This is a genomic window from Catenibacterium sp., assembly GCF_052354645.1.
Lineage (GTDB): Bacteria > Bacillota_I > Bacilli_A > Erysipelotrichales > Coprobacillaceae > Catenibacterium > Catenibacterium mitsuoka_A.
In genome coordinates this window covers 1-5,095 of the sequence record NZ_DAWDDM010000138.1, presented here as the reverse complement: position 1 = coordinate 5,095, position 5,095 = coordinate 1, and the positions used below count along the sequence as shown (strand labels likewise).

The 5,095-nt window shown below is 33.6% G+C and carries 4 protein-coding genes and 1 pseudogene; all 5 read right to left on the bottom strand.

Features of this window, described 5'->3' with window-relative positions; genetic code table 11:
- Positions 1 to 58: 58 nt before the first annotated feature.
- Positions 59 to 1,522, bottom strand: coding sequence for a family 1 glycosylhydrolase (locus tag ACT8VG_RS07070; RefSeq protein ID WP_444195493.1), 1,464 nt, complete (start codon positions 1,520 to 1,522; stop codon positions 59 to 61).
- A 73-nt stretch (positions 1,523 to 1,595) separates the two neighbouring features.
- The gene (locus tag ACT8VG_RS07065; RefSeq protein ID WP_444195492.1) at positions 1,596 to 2,909 is read right to left on the bottom strand and encodes a hypothetical protein; all 1,314 of its coding nucleotides are present in this window, start codon (positions 2,907 to 2,909) and stop codon (positions 1,596 to 1,598) included.
- A complete protein-coding gene (locus ACT8VG_RS07060) occupies positions 2,887 to 3,993 on the bottom strand; it encodes a metallophosphoesterase (RefSeq protein WP_195920696.1) in 1,107 nt (368 codons plus the stop codon). Before ACT8VG_RS07060 ends, ACT8VG_RS07065 begins: the two co-directional genes overlap by 23 nt.
- Before the next feature lie 46 nt (positions 3,994 to 4,039).
- On the bottom strand, positions 4,040 to 4,714 hold the full coding sequence (locus ACT8VG_RS07055; protein ID WP_022425953.1) for a GntR family transcriptional regulator: 675 nt from the start codon (positions 4,712 to 4,714) through the stop codon (positions 4,040 to 4,042).
- 16 nt (positions 4,715 to 4,730) lie between these two features.
- A pseudogene (locus tag ACT8VG_RS07050) lies at positions 4,731 to 5,021 on the bottom strand (isocitrate/isopropylmalate family dehydrogenase); the annotation flags it as partial.
- Positions 5,022 to 5,095: the final 74 nt, after the last annotated feature.

Here is a 5,095-nt window from a genome sequence, read left to right as displayed (position 1 = left end):
GTGTCGCATTTTTCTATTTTGGAAAACTGTCATTTATTTCGAGACAGCCTCTTTTTTATTAGTCTAGATTTTCACCATTAGATTCAATAACTTTCTTATACCAGTAGAAAGAGTCTTTCTTACTTCTCTTCATAGTACCAGTACCATCATCATGTTTATCTACATAAATAAAGCCATAACGTTTTCTCATTTCTCCAGTACCTGCAGAAACAAGGTCAATACAGCCCCAAGTTGTATAACCGATTAAATCAATACCTTCTTCAATCGCTTTATCCATTTCTTTAATATGTGCACGGTAGTAGTCAATTCTATAATCATCATGAATAGAGCCATCTTCTTCTACTGTATCAAAGGCACCTAAACCATTTTCTACAACCATTAATGGTAATTCATAACGGTCATAAACAACCTCAAGATAGTATCTTAATCCCTGAGGATCTAATGCCCATCCCCAATCAGAATATGTTAAGTAAGGGTTACGTACACCAAATGACATATTACCACTTACTGTATCTTCATTCTTATGAGTTGTAATAGACTGAGACATATAATATGAGAATGTATAAAGATCAACAGTACCATTCTTTAATTCTACTAGATCCTGTTCAGTGATATCTAATTCGACATTGTGTTCCTTCCATAAGCGTTTCGCATATGTTGGATATTTACCTTTACACTGCACATCTCCACAATAGAAGATACCCTTTTCCCATTTATAACGATTAAAGAGAATATCTTCTGGATCAGATGTGAGTGGATAATAAGTAATACCACAGATCATGCAGCCAATCTGATAATCAGGATCAATTGCATGACCAATCTGTACAGCTCTCGCACTCGCTACAAACTGATAATGAAGATGCTGATATGCTTCCTGGAAAGCTTCATCACTTGCATCATCTGGTAAGAAGTTAATTGTATTATTAATTTCATTAAATGTAAGCCAGTATTTAACTAAGCCTTTATATTCTTTAAAGATTGTAGTTACATACTTTTCATATAATTCAATATACTTTCTATCCTGCCAGTCACCATACTTTTCTTCTAATGCAAGTGGTGTATCAAAGTGCCAGATAGAAACGAGTGGTTCAATACCAGCATTTCTTAGTTCTATGAATACATTTCTATAGAAGTCTAAACCAGCCTGATTTGGTTCTGTTTCTTCTCCTGTAGGGTAGATTCTAGACCATGAAATAGAAAGTCTGAACATCTTGAATCCCATTTCTTTAAGTAAGGCAATATCTTCCTTATAGTGATGATAGAAATCAATACCATCATGGTTAGGATAAAGTTCATCATCAAAGACTGCAAAATGAGCCCCTTCTGGTAATTTAAAGCCATGGTTAGGTAATTTCTGTTTCTGACCATCCTTATCAATAAATGTAACCATTCTAGGAGTATTGACTGTTCCTCCTGTAGTTACATCAGTACGGGCCATACCTCTTCCATCTACATTCCATGCCCCTTCACATTGATTGGCAGCAACAGCACCACCCCAATAAAAATCTTTACTAAATGTCATTGTTTATTCCTCCTAAATCATATTATATGAATTTTGAAACAAATATATTAAAAACTGACAGATTATGAAAATATTATTTTGGAATATCACATGAACCATAGTAATTATTCAAACCTACAATATGTGTATAGGTTTTGTGATCGATAGAGATATAATCTACATTTTCTGTAAGGTTCTTATATGTATTCTCTATTTGATATTCACAATAAGGGTTCTTCATAATAGTTCCTGAATAATTTATATCAGTAGAAATAGGATAAGCATTATAGACAGGCATATTAGTATAAAGTGGTATTTCTAGTATACGTTTCACATGATCCATATGATTAGAGATATACCCTTTCAACATATTCTTTGCTTCACTATAAGGTGCTCTGATGTTAGACATATAATAATGATGACCAGGATTATTGTTGTGGACATCAAATTTCTGCAGATAAAGAGAATCCTGTCCTTTAGTGATATAATTATCAGCTAAATACTTAGAACCATAGAGAATAGCTTTTTCTCTTGTATCCCAGTTTCTTGATGCCGCAAAGTCTATCCCATCCTGATCACTACTGTTTGCTCCAATATTATATATATTATAGAAGAGAGGTCCTTGCGGATTGTTTCTTGCATGTCCTCCACGAAGTCCTAGTCCTCCACCTGTCTGTTCCTGAATCGCACGGGTAATGAGTAATGACATAGAGACGTTATTTACTTCTGCACTGTAACGATAGAGTTCGGCCCAATCTTTTTTAGACTGGGGTTCTATACCTGACATTTCAGTTTCTGCCAGCATTCTTTTTCCTTCCTGTAATGTTTCAGAAGGATTATAAGTGAGTTTCTCAAACATCAACGCATGATAAGCATCCAAACCATTACGTGGATCTAAGAAATAACGGGCTGCATTCATAGAGACACGACACCATGTCTGTCCTTCTATAATATCAGGAGAGGCAATCATTGAAAAATCATTTGTATCTATTAATGATTTACTTTGGAAGATGGATGCAGTTTGACTAAAATCTAAAGAAGTATTAAGAGGTATATAGCACCATTCTGGATAAAGTGCATGTAAGAATCGTAAAGATTGTTTATAACTATCAGGAAATGATGTGATTTCTTTTTCAAAAGATTCATCAAATACATATGCAATCACATTACGACTTGATATATAGCCTTCTTTCTTCTCACCATTCACATATATATAACCATAATATTGAGAACCTCTTTGTCCTTCTACAACTAAAGGTTGTCCCATTGTGAGTGTTTGATTAAGAAAAGATGTATTCTCTTTAACTAAGAAAATATGAGGTGCAAGTTCCTTATACGAAGTACATTGATGAACACCTAGAAGTAAAACTAGTACACATACTATCTTAATAATCGATGTCTTCTTCATTGACCCACCCCACCTGTGCACCACAGATAACATAGACATAATGTCCATATACTCCTGCAATCTTCACTTCAGTGCCTTTTTCACCTATAAACCAATGATCTGTATAATCATCTAAACAATAGAGATGATGATTTCTTTCATATAAGAATTCATTCTTAATAGAGATCATTACATGATCACTCACTCTATAACATTGACTAAACTCTTTTCCTTTCTTCATCATCTTTACTTCATAATCTGGAAAAGCTATCTTGTGGTCTACTTCACCATTGCCATAAAGATCTTTATTTAATACACCTATAGGAAATGGCTGTACACATTCTGTTTGATATGTCACTTCCCCCTTATAACTATGAATAATAAGCGCATTTAATTGTGAGATAGGCTTTACTCCTGTTCCTCCATCAATACAGATGATCTTCTTTTCTTCATCTATAATAATGTCATTATGAATAGAACGAGGGAAATAATTAGATGTAGGAAGATGTCCTACTACAACTGTATATTTTAATGAGTGTCCTAATTCATAAAAATGTTGGAGTTCAAGGTAAGATGATAAACCACACTCCTTATAATTGTCTCTTGGTTCTACACCTGCATGGACAAATAAATAGTCATTAAATAATAGTGTAGTAGGTAAATGGGACATGAACTTTAATTCTTGTTTAAGCTTTTCAGCCATAATCTTCTGCATACCTAAAGGTGTTTCATGTCCATCACTAAAATGTTCATGATTATAAATATCTCTAATAATACCGTTCTTACTATTTCTCTTTAAATACTTAGGAATTTCTCCTGCAATTTCTGGAATAGTAAGTAATGCATTCATCGCCCATTCACAATTACCCATCAAAACATAACACTTAGGAAAGCGTGAAAGATTCATAATAAAGTGTATTGTTTCTAATACCTGGTCTCCTTTTTCTACAAAGTCACCAATAATCACCAAATAATCCTCTACAGGATCATAATTCACTTTTCTTAATAATTCTTTAAAGCGGTCTAAATGACCATGTATATCTGATATCGCAATCAAACGATAATCATTCTTTTCTTTTTTAATTAAATGTTTAGGCGTTAACATAAATACCCTCCTGATATCATTCTACATCAAAAAAAGTAGGTTGACCCTACTTTCTTGTTGCATAATATTTTCTTACAAGCATTTGTGTTTTACGAATATGTCTTTGAATACGTTCTGTTGCTTCATCTTTGTCTCCATCAATGATGGCTTCTAGAATAGCACGATGTTCTGCAAGTGATGATTCTAAACGTTCAGGACGTGCAATAGAATGTCTTGATGTTACAGAAACATAGTAATGAATATCCTTTAGAATCTGTTCAAAATAGGTAGACTGTGTTGCCTGATAAATAGATTCATGGAATAGAATATTAAAATCATTCACTTTATCAAAGTCACCCTTTGTAGTATAGAATTCTAGTAATTCAAATACTTCTTTAATTTTAGCAAGATGTACTTCATCCATACGATCAATTGCGAATGAAACAGCTAATCCCTCTAAAGAAAGACGTATTTCAAACATATCATCAATATCCCGAGGTGAAAAACCTTTCACATAAACACCTTTGTTAGGAATACTTTCTACTAAACCTTCTAATTCTAGCTGTTTTAATGCTTCTCTAATAGGTGTACGAGAAATCTTTAACTCTTTTGCAAGTGTTAATTCATTTAGTTTATCACCGCATTGATAACTTTCATTAAGAATACGATCACGTAATAAGATAAATATTTTAGAGCCCAATGATCCATGGGAAGTTGATTCAAAAATGCTATGAGATGGCATTTCTTTGTCCCTCCTCTTATAATTTATCGATAATTGCGTCTGTAAACTCTTTTGTAGTTGCCTGTCCACCAATATCAGGTGTTGTAAACTTACCTTCTTCTATGACTGCTGCTAAGGCTTCTCTTAAAGATTGTGCTTCTTTCTGTTTATTTAATGCTTCAAGCATCATTGCGAATGCAAGAATTAAAGAACTTGGGTTCGCAATACCTTTACCTGCAATATCAGGTGCACTGCCATGAACAGCTTCATAAATACGGTAATCATCACCAATATTACCTGATGGGGCAATACCAAGACCACCTACAAGACCTGCACATAAGTCAGAAACAAAATCCCCATATAAATTTGGTGAAACAAGGACATCAAATGTTTATGGAAGAT